A 15,637-nucleotide genomic window follows, 5' to 3' on the forward strand; every position below is an offset into this window, starting at 1 on the left:
TTGCGAAAACAGAAAGCCGCTTGCTGTTAACACCGGTCTTGACATGCATCAATAGCTAACTTGCATCATAGCAACTTCCCTTTGGCGCATCGCCTCGCAAGCGGCACGGTACGCAGCGGCATGCTCTGTTTTATCACTCGCGGCAGCCTGCGGCACGCATAGGGTCTTGGTTCCGAGGATTGAACTGTGTCAATTTCGATATTGACAGCTATTTAAAACGCAAGAATAGTTGGCATTGCCCCTCATCGGTGCATATCAATGGGTCGCGACCGGAGACAAGGGTCCCGCCTTGGAGAATAAGAAATTGAAAGTATTAGGGTCAGGCCAGTACCGCTATGAACGGGTCGAGCGTTGGCCAAACGTTCCAAAATATTTTGAGATGGGACAGCCAAGCGATGTTGCCATCAACTCCTCTGGAGAGATCTTCGTTCTCTCTCGAGGAAACCATCCAGTAACTATCTGGACCCCGGAAGGCGACTTCATTGGGTCGTGGGGCGATGGTGTGTTCTCTGCTATACCTCATGGAATCTTTATCGGGAGAGACGATAATGTCTGGATAGTTGATTGTGGCGCTCACGTTGCGATGGAGTTCTCACCGCACGGTCAGATTTTGCGTACTTTAGGGAACAAGAATTCCCCATCGCCTACTTGCGAGGGGCGGCTGGTTCACTCGCAACCCTTCAACCTGCCCACAAATCTCGCGATTGCACCGAACGGAGATATTTTCGTCGCGGATGGTTATGGTGGCCATAAGGTTCACCGCTTCAATTCGAAAGGTGAACTGCTGCTGTCTTGGGGGCGTCAAGGACGAGGACCAGGCCAATTTGAGCTGGTTCACAATGTTTGGATCGACAGCAGGGACAGAGTTCTTATCTGCGATGATGAGAACGACAGAGTTCAGCTATTTGATATGGAAGGAAAATATCTAGAAGAATGGCAACTCGGAAATCCGAGCGGTATTTGTATCAAAGATGATGTTGTTTACTTCGCGCAGTTACAGCCGTTTGAGGACAAAACGAACGGACGAGGGAGTGGCTCCATTTCACTCTATGACCTCGACGGTAAACTGCTTACTAGCTGGGATAATACGGCGAGTGACGACAAGGAGACTCTGATCGGACCACACGATCTATGCGTCGCTCAAAATGGTGATATTTATGTCTGCGAAGTGTACGGCTGGCGTATGTCAAAGTTCCGAAAACTAAACTGAGCGCACGGTGCGAGTGGATGGCGCCTTAACAGTCGATTCGTTAGCGAGTTGAGAGCGATAGATCTGAAGTAACCTTCCGCTCACGCACAAACCCTTGATTTCGTGGAGCACGAGCCTGATACCTTTTTCGCAATCTCGTGATGAGGCCCGCGGCAAGCCCGCGCCCATCATCAAGATCGACGGCATTTCGAAGAGCTTCGGCGCCTTCAAGGTGCTGGAGGGGCTGTCGATGCAGGTTATGCCGGGCGAGAAGCTGGCGCTGATCGGTCCCTCCGGTTCGGGCAAGACGACGATCCTGCGCATCCTGATGACGCTGGAGAAGATCGACGGCGGTCACATCGAGGTCGATGGCGAGCAGCTCTACCACATGGAGCGCAACGGCCGGCTGCTGGCGGCCGACGAGCGGCATCTGGCCAAGATGCGCCAGAAGATTGGCATGGTCTTCCAGTTGTTCAATCTGTTTCCGCACAAGTGCGTCATGGACAATGTGACGCTGGCGCCGATGCTGACCAAGGGCGTCACGCGCGCCGCCGCCGAGAAACGGGCGATGGAACTGCTGGACATGGTCGGCATGGCCGACAAGGCCAAGGCGATGCCGGCGCAGCTTTCCGGCGGCCAGAAGCAGCGCGTGGCGATCGCTCGGGCACTTGCTCTGGCTCCGAAGATCATGCTGTTCGACGAGATTACCTCGGCGCTCGATCCGGAACTGGTCGAGGAGGTGCTCAACGTCATGCGCAAGCTCGCCACCGAGACAGACATGACGATGCTGCTCGTTACCCATGAAATGGGCTTTGCCCACGACTTCGCCGATCGCGTGCTGTTCTTCGACCGCGGCAGGATCTTCGAGGAAGGCAAGCCCGATGAGATTTTCCGCCATCCGAAGCAGGAGAGAACGCAGAGCTTCCTGAAGAAGATCATCGCGGCCGGACATCGGGTCTGACCGCTATGCACGGGCGAGGCAGCCAGTCCCGAGACGACGAAGCGTCCTCGGACCTGCGCGCCCAATTCGAGCAACCAGAAGAGAAACAAGGAGTTGGGAACAATGAAGAAACTTGGGATTATGGCTGGCGTCGCCAGCCTCGCAGTGAGCACGATGCTGCTCGCCTCCGGTGCGCGTTCGGCAGACGACGCCAAGCTCGAGGAGCTCAAGGCGCAAGGCTTCGCCCGCGTCGCCATCGCCAATGAGCCGCCCTACACGGCGGTAGCCGCCGACGGCAAGGTCTCGGGCGCTGCGCCCGACGTGGCGCGCGTGATCTTCAAACGCCTCGGCGTCACCGACATCGTCGCGTCCATCTCCGAATACGGCGCCATGATCCCCGGCCTGCAGGCCGGGCGCTTCGACGTCGTCACTGCCGGCCTGATGATGAAACCGGAGCGCTGCGCGTCGGTCGCCTATTCCGAACCCGTACTTTGCGACGCGGAGGCCTTTCTGGTGAAGAAGGGGAATCCAAAGCATTTAATGACGTATGAGGATATTGGTAAGGACCCCTCCGCCACTATCGGCGGACCGGGCGGCGGACTTCAGGCAAAATACGCGTTAAAGGCCGGCGTGCCGAGTGATCGCTTTATCGTCGTGCCTGACGGTCAGAGCGGGCTAAAGATGGTGCAAGACGGAAGAATTGACGTCTATACGCTCCCGATTCTATCCATCAACGACCTTGTCAAGAAGGCCAACGACCCAAACCTCGAAGTGGTCGCCCCGGTGCAGGGGATGCCGGTTTCCTGTGACGGCGCCGCTTTCAAGAAGGGTGACGAGGCGCTGCGCGATGCCTTCGACGTCGAGCTCGCCAAAATGAAGAAGTCCGGCGAATTCGCCAAGATCATCGAGCCGTACGGCTTCTCCGCCAAGGCGGCGATGTCGACGACGCGCGAGAAGCTCTGCGCCTCGGCGCAATAGGCTCGCTCTGACCTCCCACAACGGGAAGGGTCGGGGAACGGGTGGATTTCCGAGCTGCCTTATTGACCCCCACCCGTGCCCGCCGCATGACCTCCCTTTCAGCGGGAGGTCATGCGGGTGTCCCGTCCTCAGCTGCTAATTGGTAAACACGCGATCCCATGACAGACTGGTCCGGATATCTTAACTTGATCCTGCAGGGCGCGGTGGTCACGGTGCAACTCACCGTGATGGGCGCAGCGCTGGCGCTGGTGATGGCCTTCGTCGCCGGGCTGGGGCGGCTGTCACGCTTCGGTGCAATACGGTGGTTAGCGACGGCCTATATTGAGTTCTTCCGCGGCACGTCGGGCTTCGTACAGCTGTTCTTCGCTTACTTCGTTCTGCCTCTGGTGGGAGTGACTTTGACGCCGCTCCAGGCTGGCGTGCTTGCGCTGGGCTTGAATATCGGCGCCTATGGCGCTGAAGTGGTGCGCGGCGCCATCCTGTCGATCGGCCGCGAGCAATACGAGGCCTGCACGGCGCTCAATCTCGGCCGCTGGCAAGGCATGCGCCATGTCATCCTGCCGCAAGCGTTGCTGATCATGCTGCCGACCTTCGGGAACAACGCGATCGAATTACTCAAGGCGACCTCGGTCGTGTCGCTTATCTCGCTCTCCGACCTGACATTCCAGGCGCAAGTCGTGCGCTCGCAGACGGGCAGCACGCTGATGCCGTTCACCACCATTCTCGTCATCTATTTTATCCTGGCGCTGATCATCGCCGGGGGCGTGCGGACGCTGGAACGGCGCCTGGCGCGCGGCCTCGACGGGGTGCGTGTCTGATGGAATGGGATTGGAATTTCGTCCGGGAGATCATGCCGAACCTTATCCAGGGCGTGAAGATCACTATCCTGGCGACGGCGCTCGGCTCGATCCTGGCGGCGATCGTCGGCTTGGCCATCGCTCTGGCGCGGCGCTCGCCGCACCGGCTCGTTTCGCGCAGCGTCGGCTGGTTCGCCGAGTTCATCCGCGGCACGCCGCTCTTGGTGCAACTCTACTTCATCTTCTACGTGCTGCCCGATATCGGCATCCTCCTGCCGCCGCTCGTCGCCGGTGTCATCGGGCTCGGGCTGCACTACGGCACCTACACGGCGGAAGTCTATCGCGCCGGCATCGACAATGTGCCGCGTGGCCAGTGGGAGGCTGCCAAGGCCTGCAATCTCTCTGCCCGGCAGACCTGGACGCACATCATCATTCCGCAGGCCATCCCGCCGATGATCCCGGCTTTGGCCAACTATTTCATCGCCATGTTCAAGGAGACGCCGCTGCTTTCGGCGATCACCGTGCTGGAACTGATGAACCAGGCCAAGATCGTCGCCAACAGCTCTTACCGCTATATGGAGCCGATGACGCTGGTCGGCGCCTTTTTCCTAATCATCAGCCTCTGTTCCGTCGTGCTCTTGCGCTGGCTGGAGCATCGTTACGGCAGGATCGAGACATGAAAGTCATGAAGCCATTGCCTGAGATCCGCCTCGAAACAGGGCGCCCGACATTCGATGGGCGCCCACTGGCAAAGCGCGTCGGCCTTATCGCTTTAGCCGCCGACCACACCAGTGAGGTCGATTTCCGCCGCATGGTGGCGAGCGAGCGGATCGGCGTCTATGTGGCGCGCATTCCCTATGCCAATCCGACGACACCGGAAAATCTGCGCAAGATGCAGCCGTCACTTTCGGCCGGCGCGGCGCTCATCCTGCCAGACGAGCCGCTCGACGCCGTCTGTTACTCTTGCACCTCTGCCTCGGTGGTGATCGGCGATGCCGAGATTGAGGCCGCCATCCAGGCGGCGAAGCCCGGCGTTCCCGTGGTCACGCCGCCGATGGCAGGCGTGCGCGGCCTGAACGCCTTGGGCGTGAAGCGCATCAGCATTCTCACGCCTTATACCATCGAGACCAGCCGGCCGATGGCCGCCTATTTTGCGGCGCATGGCTTCGATATCGAGAGCTTCACCTGCCTCGGCTTCGAGGACGATCGCGAGATGGCACGCATCAAGCCGTCTTCCCTCGTGGAATTGGCGCGCAAGACCACGCATGCTCAGGCCGACGCGCTGTTCGTCTCCTGCACGGCGCTGCGCGCGGCGCTCGCCGTTCCCGGCATGGAAGAAGCGATCGGCCGCCCGGTCGTCACCAGCAATCAGGCCAGCGCCTGGAACTGTCTGCGGCTTTGCGGGGACGGCACAGCGCACCCCGAATTCGGCAGGCTGATGACGAAGCGGCTGACTGAGTGATCGAATGTCAGCACACACATCTGCGGCGCATGATCCCGTGGGCCGAAGTGGGACGGGCATTCGACAACAAGTCCGGCTCACGCTCGCTCAACAAAAGCAATCGACTCCGCTTGGACTAACAAAATGAGGAGACCGCGAGCGATGCAGCCAAACCTGAAATTCTCGCGAGGAGAATTTGCCGATCGTCTTGCGAAGACGCGGACGGCAATGGAGGCCAAGGGAGTCGACCTGCTTATTGTTAGCGACCCTTCCAACATGAACTGGCTTACCGGCTATGACGGGTGGTCGTTCTATGTTCATCAGGCGGTGATCGTCCCACCTACAGGCGAGCCCATCTGGTACGGCCGGGGCATGGACGCCAATGGCGCGAAGCACACCGCCTATCTGCAGCACGACAATATAATTCCGTATGCCGACCACTACGTACAGTCGACTGAGCGCCACCCTATGGACCACCTCGCGAATATCCTTGCCGGCAAGGGCTTTGGTTCGCTGCGCATAGGCGTTGAGATGGATAATTACTGGTTCTCGGCAGCGGCATTTGCCGCCCTAGTCAAGAATCTTCCGAACGCCCGCTTCGTCGATTGTACAGCGCTGGTGAACTGGCAGCGGGCGGTCAAAAGCCCGACCGAGATAAAATATATGCGCAGCGCCGCGCGCATAGTGGAGGCTATGCACCAGCGTATCGCCACTAAGATCGAGGTCGGCATGCGCAAATGCGATCTTGTCGCCGAAATCTATGACGCTGCAACTCGTGGGGTGGAAGGCGCGGGCGGTGACTATCCAGCTATCGTTCCAATGTTGCCCTCCGGGGCGGAGGCCAGTGCGCCGCACCTGACCTGGGATGACCGACCAATGCGTGCGGGAGAAGGCACCTTTTTTGAAATTGCGGGATGCCATAATCGATATCATGTGCCTCTGTCGCGAACCGTCTTCCTAGGAAAGCCTACCCAAGCCTTTCTCGACGCGGAAAGCGCAACTCTCGAAGGCTTGGAGGCTGGCCTGGCCGCCGCCAAACCGGGTAACACCTGTGAAGATATCGCTAAGGCGTACTTCGCTGTGTTGGCCCGTCATGGCATCGTCAAAGACAGCCGTACGGGTTATGGCATCGGTGTCAGCTATCCGCCGGATTGGGGTGAGCGCACTATGAGCTTACGTCCCGGCGACCGCACGGAATTGCGGCCGGGTATGACTTTCCACTTCATGACAGGTCTTTGGCTGGAGGACATGGGTTTCGAGATCACTGAAAGCATTTTGATTACCGAGACCGGGGTCGAGTGCCTAGCCAACGTGCCACGCAAACTTCTCGTGAAGGAATGAACCATGCTGGACCGCCCTCTCCGCCAGTCGCCGATCGCGCCCACGGTTGTTTTTTCGTCTAAAGGCACACAGCACGGCTTTATGCGCCTGCCTTTCAGCCGCGACGACTCTGCCTGGGGGTCCGTGATGATCCCGGTTACGGTCGTACGGAACGGCGAGGGGCCGACGGCTCTACTCACCGGCGGCAACCATGGAGACGAATATGAGGGACCGATTGCGCTTTTCGACTTGGCGCGTTCTCTGAAGGCTGAAGACGTCACCGGGACTGTCATCATCGTGCCGGCCATGAATTATCCCGCGTTTCTCAGCGGTACCCGAACTTCGCCGATCGATAGAGGGAATATGAACCGGTCCTTCCCCGGCGCGCCGGATGGGACCGTCACCCAGAAGATTGCCGACTATTTCCAGCGATACCTGCTGCCGTTAGCAGACATCGTGCTGGACTTCCACTCAGGTGGCAAGACTCTCGATTTCCTCCCCTATTGCGCGGCACACCGGCTGCCGGACAAGAAACAGGAGCGCAAGAGCTTTGAGTTTGTTCAGGCCTTCGGCGCACCATATTCCATGGCGATGCTGGAGATAGACGCGGTCGGCATGTACGACACCGCCGCCGAGGAAATGGGGAAGGTCTTCGTCACCACCGAACTCGGAGGCGGGGGTACCACGACTGCGAAAAGTGTCCGAATTGCCAAGACCGGTGTTGCCAATGTCTTGAAAGCAGCGGGGATCCTGAAAGGTGAAGTCCAGGCCCTCCCAACCATCTGGCTCGATATGCCTGACGGCGATTGTTTCTCCTTCGCCGAGGATGGCGGGCTTTTTGAACCGCTCCATGACCTTGGCGACCGCGTTGCAAAAGGTGATGCGGTCGCTCGCATTTATCCCCTAGGTCGCACCGGCGCCGAACCGTTGGTGGTGAGTGCGAAGATGGACGGCGTGATCGCCGCACGTCATTTCCCCGGTCTTGTGAACGTCGGTGACTGCATCTCGGTCTTGGCTGTCCGATCGTAGTTGCTAAAGCGCTGCCCCTGCGACTGTACCAATCTCCTTCGACAGCTTGACAGCGAACGTGCTCGCTCCTTTCGCCTCATCCCAATGAGAAAGGTTCGTGAACAAACTCATCAGCCTGCCTGTGACGTCACACCACGTGGCGTCATCCGAATAAGAGAGGATGCACTATGAAAGTTGCCTGCTCGTGGCATGCCACTGACGAGGAGCTGAAGTACCTGAAGGATGCATTGCCGGCCGGTACCAACGTAGTAGCGCCATGTGGCGACTACTTTTCACGATTTGAATGTACATTCAATGATGTCAGAGATCTTGTCGTGGACGCGGACGCTATCATCGGCTACACTCTGCCGAGGGGCGCAATAGATACTGCAAAAAACCTGAAGTTCATCAGTTTTATGCACTCAGGAATAAATGAACTCGACCTCAATTTTCTAAAAGAGAGAAGAATAAAGGTCGCAAATATTCGCGGATCGAATGCGATCGCGGTTGCTGAACAGACTATGATGTTCATGCTTTCATTGGCTAAATTGACCGTGTTAAAACACAACATGGCTTCGAATGGACAGCAGGTTTTTCCGTGGTGGGAGGATGGAACCCGGGCTGCCATGTTGCACGGTCGTACGTTAGGACTTCTGGGTGTCGGTAATGTCGGAAGTCGCGTCGCCAAACGTGCGAAAGCCTTTGACATGCAGGTCTTGGGCGTTCGTCGCGACAAAGACGCAGGCGTCGAACATGTCGATTCCATGTACGGTATGGATCACCTACATTCCGTGCTAGCTAAAAGTGACTACGTCGTACTGGCAATGCCGCTCACCCGAGACACCGAGCAGTTCTTCGGCAAGTCCGAAATCGATGCAATGAAACCTTCGGCATTTCTTATTAACGTCGCACGTGGCACCCTGGTTGCTGAAAAGCCTCTGCATGAGGCGCTCATCTCCGGTCGTTTGCGCGGTTACGCAGCCGATGTTTGGTGGTGGTATGAGAACGCGATGCCAGCCACGTGTTACAACGGCACTATGTCTCGGCTGGGGGTACATAAATTGCCGAATGTCCTGTGCTCAGGGGATCAAGCCTCCAATGCCGACGACGTCCTTGAACGCAATCTCGCCTACGGCACCCAGAATCTAGTAGAATTTTTTGGAGGTCAGGTAGTTAAAAATGAGGTTAGTCTCGACCTAGGATATTAGAATCCGCAAGCGTTGATTTAAGGTCGACAACGGATTTCCGAAGATCGGAAGCCGTTTAGGCAAGTTCTTGAAAAATCTCCGCGGCGGCTCCGGATTTTCTGCTAATAGAATAGCAATGCGGCCCATTCGCAAAATCTTCGTCCTCACGAACCGTATCTCCCAAGGCCAAGCGGATTGCATGCCGCTATTCTGCGCGATCTACAATGAACAGATCTGGAGGCGTTACTAGTAGCCGGCGTGTTCGAGCCTGGTGAAGAAAGTCTGAGACCTCCACTATTGCGGCAACGTAAGCCAGGTGTGGAGCGCGTAGGGATGCGTCACAAATTTCGTAAGTGCCCCAGCACGGCTGGACCAATTTGGCGCATCCGATCTGCGTTGCCGCCGGCGTCGCCAACCTCGAACTGGACGACGAGATGGACCTGGTTAAAAACGCTGGCGAGACTGGAGCCTATTTTCGTGCCCAGTCGCCAAGGCCTCGGCGGCCATAAGCATGTCGGCGAGGTGCGCGACGACGGCATGCTGGCGGCGATCGAATTCGTCCTGGACCGAGACGACCGCGTAACGTCGCGGCCGCGCCACTGCATAGTGCGAACGCTTGGGCATTTATTGCAAGAATGCAATATTCGAATATTGCTATCTCCAGATCCATTTGATATGGATGGCACCGCTTGAGGAGACCGCATGATTCGGCCCGGTAGAACTCCACTTCACATTCAGCTCGCCGATATCATTCGGTCTCAGATCGAGAGCGGCGCCGTCAACGCTGGCGATCAACTCCCCACTGAGATGGAGTTGATGAAGCAGCACGAGCTCAGCAGCAGTACGGTGCGACAGGCTGTGCTTGCCCTTGTCGGTGAAGGGTTGCTTTATCGACGCGCTGGCAAGGGAACCTTCGTTGCCAAGCGTTATATCGGTCGGGACCTCCTCACTTTTTCAGGATTTTCGGAAGAAGCGGTAGCGCGTGGCTTCCGGCCGGGTACTAGGCATATGACGGTCGACTGGCGTCCCGCTGACGCCGTGGCAGCCGCGCTTAACGTGCCGACCGATGAGAGCGTCTTGACCATCGAGCGCCTGCGCACGATCGACGACGAGGTCGTAGCGGTTGAGACAGTTTCGTTCGTCGCGGCAATCGGGCGCCACATGGAAAAGCTTGACCTTGCCGATACCTCTTTCACCGAGATTCTTGAGCAGCACCTTGGTGTGCCGCTTGTCCGAGCCAAGCAGGAGATACGTGCCGGCATCGCGCGTGCCAAACTGGCAAAAGCACTCGATGTGTCGAGCGGCACTGCGGTGCTGCAAATTGACCGTACCGCCTTCGACGCGAGCGATAAGGTTATTTACTTTTCGTCCTCGTCGTATCGGGCGGACCGATACATTTACACCGGCTGGATCGAGCGAGAGAGCGTCTCGATCGCTCAACCTCGCCAATTAATCGCCCGGAGTAGATGATGCCTACCTGTGAAGTTTATGTCGTCGGCTCGTATGGAGTTGCGTTCTGGATTGTGGGCGAGGTGCCGGCGCCAGGTGAAACCTTACTAGGATCGGGGTTCGCCTTCGGAAATGGCGGCAAGGGCTCTAATCAGGCTATCGGAGCTGCGCGACTCGGCGCCAGATGCAAACTGCTGGCGGGCGTCGGCGCCGACAAGTTCGGTGACGAGGCACTGCAACTTTGGCGCGCCGAAGGCGTCGACTGCTCGGCGGTGAGGCAGATGGCCGAGACGCCAACGATGGCCGGGATCATCATTCTCGACGCCGCAGGCGAGAACCGCATCATCACCGATCCCGGCGCCAACGCGCTGCTCACCGGGACCGATGTCGAAACCTTCGCCGCCACCTGGACGAGCCCGGGCATCCTACTGACACAGCTCGAGATCCCAGTAGAGACGGCGGCCCGCGCGCTTGCCATCGGCAAGGCGCGGGGACTGACGACCATCCTGAATCCCGCACCTGGGCGCGCCCTGCCCAAGGAAATCTTTGCCGACGTTGACATCCTAACGCCGAATCAGTCCGAGGCGCGCATTCTGCTGGGGCTCGACGTGGACGATCGTCAGGCTGACGCCGATTTAGCGGCAAGACTGCGAGGTCTCGGCGTGGGACACGTCGTCATGACGCTGGGAACGGATGGGGCCTTGATTGCCGGCCCCGACGGACAGACCAAGATCGCGAGCTACCCAGTCGACGTCGTCGATACTACCGGGGCCGGAGATGCATTCAATGGGGCACTCGCTGCAGGGTTGGCCAGTGGATTGACCCTCGCTGACGCCGTTCGCCGCGGCACCGCAGCGGGCGCCCTCGCAGTTACGAAAAAGCTCGTGGTTCCGGCATTGCCCGATGAGAGTCAGATTTCAGAATTGATGAAAAACCGGACCGCTTTTGCATGAAGATTAAGGTTGCTTTCCTTCCCACTAGTCCCCTGGCTATTGCCGGAGACGTGTGCATTGTCGTGGACGTGATCCGTGCCACCACAGCTCTCGTCGGACTTTTCGACGCCGGCAGCAATCGTGTGTTTGTTGGAGGATTTCACTCGGACGTCGCCAAAGCGCGCGCCGCCGTGGGTGAGAATGGCGTTATTTGCGCGGAGCTGGATGATGGATCAACACCCCTCGGATTCGATCATGAGCCCTCGCCGTCCCTCCTGTCCCGACTCGATCTGTCGGGCCGCTCCGCAATGCTGGCAACGGCAAATGGCACGCCAGCTATTCTCGCGGCAGTCCGCGAAGGCGCAGCCTTGATACTGCTTGGTTCGCTGCGAAACCTTGATGCCGTTGCCCGGCGTGCGCTCGCGGAGGCATCATCGCGCAATGCGGACATCACGATAATCTGCTCAGGCCAACTTCGGAACTCGCGTGTTGCGATTGAGGATAGCTATTGCGCCGGAATGATCGTTTCACGGTTTTGTGAACTTGCAACGGATGGCGCGGTCGAGCTCGACGACTCGGCGTCGCTCGCTCACGGCTTCACAATGTCGCAAAATAGTGCAGTGAAGGTGTTGCTGAGCTCGATGACCGGTCGCCGCTTCATCGGCAACTGCAGGCAGAACGACGTGGAGTTCTGTGCGCTCATCAATGAATCGACAATCGTTCCGGTCGTTGCCGCGCAAGGCGAAGACTCCGATCATCCGGTCTATCTCCTCGATGCCTAGTAGCGCAGACGCCATCGGATTGATCAGTGGCCGACCTCGAGTCCTGGCCACAGCAGATCTTAGCCCGGAAGGGATCGCCGCGCTCCGCGAAATAAGCGAGCTTACATTGCTCGGCTGGGCGGCCGGCGAGTGGTTCTGCAATCGCAAGGCGCTAATTGACGCAATAGCTGATGCAGAGGTTGTGATAGCGGGATACGAGCGTTTCGACGAGGAACTGCTGGCTGCCGCACCTCAACTTCGCGCCATCCTCTCAGTGCGCTCGGCCCCGGAAGCGAACATCGATGTGGCGGCCGCAACGGCGCGGGGCATCGCCGTCTTGCACACTGTCGGGCGCACGGATCACGGGGTTGCAGAGTTCACGGTTGCTCTCGCGCTGGGGCTTGCTCGGCACCTTATCCCTGCCGGTGCATGGATTAGGTCCCGCTCCCCTGACTTCGACGCCGGGGAGGACTTCTATCGTGGCACGGTATGGGGTCGCGGCGCGGGTTCTCCGCAACTCGCATTCACCGGCATCGAGCTGCATGGTCGCACACTCGGTATCGTCGGCTTTGGGGCAATTGGTCGTGTCGTCGCGGAAAAGTTTTCCGGCTTTGGCATGAGGATCATCGCCCATGATCCTTATGTCGATAGCGCCGAGTTAGAAACCCTCGGTGTCGAACCGGTCTCACTCGACGAACTTCTGGCACGCTCGGGGATCGTCACGTTGCATGCGCGGCTCAGCACACAAACGCGCGGCATGATCGGTGCAGACCAGCTCGATCGGATGGGCCCAGGCGCATATCTCATCAACACAGGTCGGGCAGGCCTCATCGACACTGCCGCACTAATGCGAGCCTTGGATCGCGAACAGATCGCTGGTGCCGCGCTAGACGTCTTTGACACGGAGCCGCCTTCGGCGAGGGATCCGCTTGTTACTCATCCGCGCGTCCTTGCGACGCCTCACATCGCCGCGTGGACCGAAGAAATGCGCGTACGTCACACCCGCAGCATTGTGCAAAACCTGCAGCAGCTCTTGGCCGGAAAACCTGGCAACCTGTCGAACCCCGGAGCTCTCACAATGGCTGGGAGAACAGTGTCTTGAAAATCATCGATGTCGCCTCACGACTCTATCACATCCCGCCAACGGTCTCTTGGGAGGACGCCACACACCGCGTCGCGAACCTCGAATTCATCATCACCCGCGTGACCACAGACGCGGGAATCGTTGGTGAAGGCTTTGCCTACACAACGGGGATCGGCGGAAGCGCCATACTCGCCCTGATCGATGATTATTGCCGAACGATGCTTGTCGGACAAGATCCGCGACAAGTTGAGCGACTTTGGTCGTTCCTGTATGGCCAATTGCATCGCAGCGGCACCGGGGGCATCAACACCCTCGCATTGGGCGCGATCGACATCGCGCTATGGGATAGCGCGGCCAAATGGTACGACGTTCCATTATTCCGTCTGCTCGGCGCGCGGCGTGACAGCATCCCCACCTATGGTAGTGGCATAGACCTCTTCCTCGACAGTGACGCTCTACTCAACCAGGTCGAAGGATTCCTGGCGCAGGGCCACAAGGCAGTGAAGATCAAGATCGGTCGGGAAAACGCGGAAGAAGATCTCGATCGTATCGCAGCCGTGAAGAAACTGATCGGCCCCACGCGACGACTGTTCGTCGATGCCAACCAGCGCTGGAATGTCGCTGACTGCATGACCAGACTGCAGAAACTAGCCGCGTTCGAGCTTGGTTGGATCGAAGAGCCTCTCCATGCGGAGGATGTTCGTGGGCACGCCGACCTGCGCCGTTTCGTGTCGCTGCCCATTGCGATCGGTGAGAGCCTATACACGCGCCATCAATTTGCTGACTATCTACAGGCTAACGCCGTAGACATCGTCCAAGCGGACGTGTGCCGAGTTGGGGGTATTAGCGAGTGGCTGAAGATTGCCAACCTGTCAGCTTCCTTTCACCGCAACATGGCGCCTCATTACATGTCCGAACTCTCCGTCGCAGTTATGTGTGCGATCGACAACGCGGACGTCCTCGAATGCGTACACGGCGGGAGCTTCTCCGAGATGGGTGTACTTCAGACGGAACTTCGCCTCGAGAACGGAGTGGCCTTCCCCTTTGAGGCACCCGGACATGGGGTGGTGTTCGATCAAGAAAAGCTCGAACCCTTTGCTGTCGATCCTGCCAAACTGCGGAAGCGGAATCTGCAGAGTGCAAAGTGAATGCGTCTTCATCACGCGCACACAGCTTTCGATTGCCACAACCTCCTGGGCGAAGGATGCACCTGGAGCGCAGCGGACCAGAGCCTATGGTGGACTGATATCGAGGCAAAGAGCGTGTTTCGCTGGGACGACAACAGCAGGGCTGCAACGGTCCGGCAACTTCCCAATCGTGCGGCGTTCGTCTTTCCACGCGCGCGTGGCGGCTTCGTTCTGGGTTTTCCTAAGTCTGTAGTCGTCACGGACTCAAACTTCACCAACTTCGTACAAGTGGCCGAAATTGAGCCGCATCTTCCGCAAACCCGCGTCAATGACGCTAAGATCGACCCATACGGTGGGATCGTCTTGGGCACTTATAATGAACAAAGCCGTGAGCCAGTAGGAAGCGTTTATCGCATTGCACCCAATGGGGACATCGTTACGCTTTTCAGTGGCGTGTCGGCCGCCAATGGGCTGGAATTTTCGCCCGACGGCCAGATCATGTACTTCACAGACACTGCGGACGGTACCATCCGATGTTTCGCCGTGGCTCCGCAATTTGCGGGTCTTGCCGAGATACGCCCACTGGCAGGCCCGAATATCGCCCCGGGATCGCCCGATGGCGCCACGGTGGACATTGAAGGGGGGTATTGGAGCGCCAGGCTGCGAGGCGGCTGTGTCGTCCGTATCGATCGAAACGGTCGCCTCACTGATCGCGTGGATATGCCGAGTATGGCGCCGACCTGTGTGGCACTTGGCGGCGAAGATCTGAGAACGCTGTTCATAACCTCGCGGCGAACCAGGCAATCGTCTGAAGAACTACTTCGATTTCCTGAGTCCGGTAACCTCTTCCGCGTTCAGGTCGGTCAGGCTGGCCGACCGCCCGTCAGTTGCATAGTCTAACTCCGGGCTTGTTGCAGTCGGGTGATCAACAGAGCTGACTCCGGCAAATTCCGACGGTGGCATAAGTTGATTTCCTGCCTGACGGCGGCGAGCTTTCTCGCTGCGAATCAGGAGCAGACATGACGAAGAGAAGCCGCCGGACGCTTCACCGGCTTTCAAGGCGGGCTTTGGCCGCCGTGAAGGGGGAGAAGACGCTGGCCGAGCTGGCGCAAGATTTCGACGTTCACCGAAATCAGATCACGACCTGGAAGAACTATCTGCTGGAAAGCGCGGCCGGGGTGTTCGGGCAGGACAAGGCGGGCGCGACCGGGACGGCGGTCGCTTTGAACGCGCTGTATGCAGAGATCGGCGAACTGAAACGATTGTTTAGAGAGCGCGCTCAGCAAAGCAGGTCTGTTGCGCGCAAAACAACGATCGACCGCGAGCACGCCTTTCCGGTCGTGGGGCAAGCCAAGATGCTCGGCCCTGCCCGCAGTGCGGTCTACTAAAAGCCTCGGCCGGTTTCGGCACGGGACCTTGCACTG

At 58.5% G+C, this 15,637-nt stretch carries 16 protein-coding genes and 1 pseudogene; all 17 read left to right on the plus strand.

Annotation, left to right across the window (positions count from 1 at the left end; genetic code table 11):
* Positions 1-289 precede the first annotated feature (289 nt).
* The gene (locus BPNPMPFG_RS34400) at positions 290-1,210 is read left to right on the plus strand and encodes a peptidyl-alpha-hydroxyglycine alpha-amidating lyase family protein (protein ID WP_258597293.1); all 921 of its coding nucleotides are present in this window, start codon (positions 290-292) and stop codon (positions 1,208-1,210) included.
* Positions 1,211-1,421: 211 nt separating this feature from the next.
* Positions 1,422-2,150 carry an ectoine/hydroxyectoine ABC transporter ATP-binding protein EhuA gene (gene ehuA, locus BPNPMPFG_RS34405; protein WP_319946022.1) on the plus strand — a complete coding sequence of 243 codons (729 nt, stop codon included), beginning with the start codon at positions 1,422-1,424 and terminating at the stop codon, positions 2,148-2,150.
* Positions 2,151-2,270: 120 nt separating this feature from the next.
* Entirely contained in the window at positions 2,271-3,107 is an 837-nt protein-coding gene (gene ehuB / locus BPNPMPFG_RS34410) for an ectoine/hydroxyectoine ABC transporter substrate-binding protein EhuB (protein ID WP_258597295.1), read from the plus strand.
* Positions 3,108-3,265: 158 nt separating this feature from the next.
* On the plus strand, positions 3,266-3,925 hold the full coding sequence (gene ehuC / locus BPNPMPFG_RS34415) for an ectoine/hydroxyectoine ABC transporter permease subunit EhuC (protein ID WP_258597296.1): 660 nt from the start codon (positions 3,266-3,268) through the stop codon (positions 3,923-3,925).
* Positions 3,925-4,584 carry an ectoine/hydroxyectoine ABC transporter permease subunit EhuD gene (ehuD, locus tag BPNPMPFG_RS34420; RefSeq protein ID WP_258597298.1) on the plus strand — a complete coding sequence of 220 codons (660 nt, stop codon included), beginning with the start codon at positions 3,925-3,927 and terminating at the stop codon, positions 4,582-4,584. Before ehuC ends, ehuD begins: the two co-directional genes overlap by 1 nt.
* A gap of 5 nt (positions 4,585-4,589) precedes the next feature.
* Positions 4,590-5,366 (plus strand): ectoine utilization protein EutA, encoded by a 777-nt coding sequence (eutA, locus tag BPNPMPFG_RS34425; protein WP_258597694.1) that lies wholly within the window; start codon positions 4,590-4,592, stop codon positions 5,364-5,366.
* Positions 5,367-5,507: 141 nt separating this feature from the next.
* Positions 5,508-6,686: an ectoine hydrolase DoeA gene (gene doeA, locus BPNPMPFG_RS34430; RefSeq protein WP_258597300.1), complete on the plus strand. Its 1,179-nt coding sequence runs from the start codon at positions 5,508-5,510 to the stop codon at positions 6,684-6,686.
* A 3-nt stretch (positions 6,687-6,689) separates the two neighbouring features.
* On the plus strand, positions 6,690-7,694 hold the full coding sequence (gene doeB, locus BPNPMPFG_RS34435) for a N(2)-acetyl-L-2,4-diaminobutanoate deacetylase DoeB (protein ID WP_258597302.1): 1,005 nt from the start codon (positions 6,690-6,692) through the stop codon (positions 7,692-7,694).
* 167 nt (positions 7,695-7,861) lie between these two features.
* A complete protein-coding gene (locus BPNPMPFG_RS34440; protein WP_258597304.1) occupies positions 7,862-8,881 on the plus strand; it encodes an NAD(P)-dependent oxidoreductase in 1,020 nt (339 codons plus the stop codon).
* 341 nt (positions 8,882-9,222) lie between these two features.
* A pseudogene (locus BPNPMPFG_RS34445) lies at positions 9,223-9,442 on the plus strand (aspartate aminotransferase family protein); the annotation flags it as partial.
* A gap of 120 nt (positions 9,443-9,562) precedes the next feature.
* Positions 9,563-10,330 (plus strand): GntR family transcriptional regulator, encoded by a 768-nt coding sequence (locus tag BPNPMPFG_RS34450; RefSeq protein WP_258597306.1) that lies wholly within the window; start codon positions 9,563-9,565, stop codon positions 10,328-10,330.
* Entirely contained in the window at positions 10,327-11,262 is a 936-nt protein-coding gene (locus BPNPMPFG_RS34455) for a ribokinase (RefSeq protein ID WP_258597308.1), read from the plus strand. The genes BPNPMPFG_RS34450 and BPNPMPFG_RS34455 overlap by 4 nt, the downstream gene beginning before the upstream one ends.
* On the plus strand, positions 11,259-12,023 hold the full coding sequence (locus BPNPMPFG_RS34460; RefSeq protein WP_258597309.1) for a 2-phosphosulfolactate phosphatase: 765 nt from the start codon (positions 11,259-11,261) through the stop codon (positions 12,021-12,023). Before BPNPMPFG_RS34455 ends, BPNPMPFG_RS34460 begins: the two co-directional genes overlap by 4 nt.
* Positions 12,016-13,104 (plus strand): NAD(P)-dependent oxidoreductase, encoded by a 1,089-nt coding sequence (locus BPNPMPFG_RS34465; RefSeq protein WP_258597697.1) that lies wholly within the window; start codon positions 12,016-12,018, stop codon positions 13,102-13,104. The genes BPNPMPFG_RS34460 and BPNPMPFG_RS34465 overlap by 8 nt, the downstream gene beginning before the upstream one ends.
* Positions 13,101-14,234, plus strand: coding sequence for a mandelate racemase/muconate lactonizing enzyme family protein (locus BPNPMPFG_RS34470; RefSeq protein ID WP_258597311.1), 1,134 nt, complete (start codon positions 13,101-13,103; stop codon positions 14,232-14,234). Before BPNPMPFG_RS34465 ends, BPNPMPFG_RS34470 begins: the two co-directional genes overlap by 4 nt.
* A complete protein-coding gene (locus BPNPMPFG_RS34475) occupies positions 14,235-15,113 on the plus strand; it encodes an SMP-30/gluconolactonase/LRE family protein (RefSeq protein WP_258597313.1) in 879 nt (292 codons plus the stop codon).
* Between the two features lie 119 nt (positions 15,114-15,232).
* A complete protein-coding gene (locus BPNPMPFG_RS43310; RefSeq protein ID WP_413776905.1) occupies positions 15,233-15,601 on the plus strand; it encodes a hypothetical protein in 369 nt (122 codons plus the stop codon).
* Positions 15,602-15,637: the final 36 nt, after the last annotated feature.

Source organism: Mesorhizobium sp. AR07 (genome assembly GCF_024746815.1).
In the GTDB taxonomy this organism is placed as follows: Bacteria; Pseudomonadota; Alphaproteobacteria; order Rhizobiales; family Rhizobiaceae; genus Mesorhizobium.